The sequence below is a fragment of the Pseudomonas sp. K5002 genome (assembly GCF_013386655.1).
GTDB lineage: Bacteria > Pseudomonadota > Gammaproteobacteria > Pseudomonadales > Pseudomonadaceae > Aquipseudomonas.
In genome coordinates this window covers 1-641 of the sequence record NZ_JACARK010001363.1, presented here as the reverse complement: position 1 = coordinate 641, position 641 = coordinate 1, and the positions used below count along the sequence as shown (strand labels likewise).

The following is a 641-nucleotide window of genomic DNA, read 5'->3' as shown; positions in this document are numbered from 1 at the left end:
AACTGATGCGCACGGCGGTTGGCCTGGGCATTCAGTTCGGCGTAGGTCAGGGTCTGGCCGTGGAAACGCAGGGCCTCGGCGTCAGGCCGTTGACGGGCCTGCTCGGCGATCAGTTGATGGGCGCAGGTGTCGCTTGGGAAGCTGCGCGGGCCGGGGTTCCACTGGGCGATGTTGTGCTGTTGCTCGGTCGCGTCCAGCAGCGGCAATTCCCCGATGCGCCGTTGCGGATCGGCGACGATGCCTTGCAGCAGGTTCAGCCAGTGAGCGGCCAGGCGTTCGATGGTGCCAGTGTCGAATAAATCAGTGGCATAGGTGAATGTGGCGGCCAATGCGCCCTGGGTCTCGTGCGTGCCAAGGGTCAGATCGAATTGCGCCGTGTGCGAGCTCCAATCCAGGCTCTCGACATGCAAGCCTGGCAGTTGCAACGCTTGGGCGGCATCGCCGCTCTGGTGATTGAACATCACCTGGAACAACGGACTGTGGCTCATGTGTCGGTCCGGTGCGAGGGTTTGCACCAATTGCTCGAACGGCAAATCCTGGTGAGCCTGGGCGCCCAGCGAAGCCTGCTTGACCTGCGCCAGCAATTGATCGAAAGGCATTGCCCCCTGAATCCGCGCATCCAGCACCTGGGTATTGACGAA

General features: G+C 62.4%; 1 protein-coding gene. It reads right to left on the bottom strand.

Going from position 1 to position 641, the window contains the following annotated elements; genetic code table 11:
• The coding region (locus HX846_RS36390) for a condensation domain-containing protein (RefSeq protein ID WP_256740422.1) at positions 1–641 on the bottom strand (641 nt) is incomplete at both ends.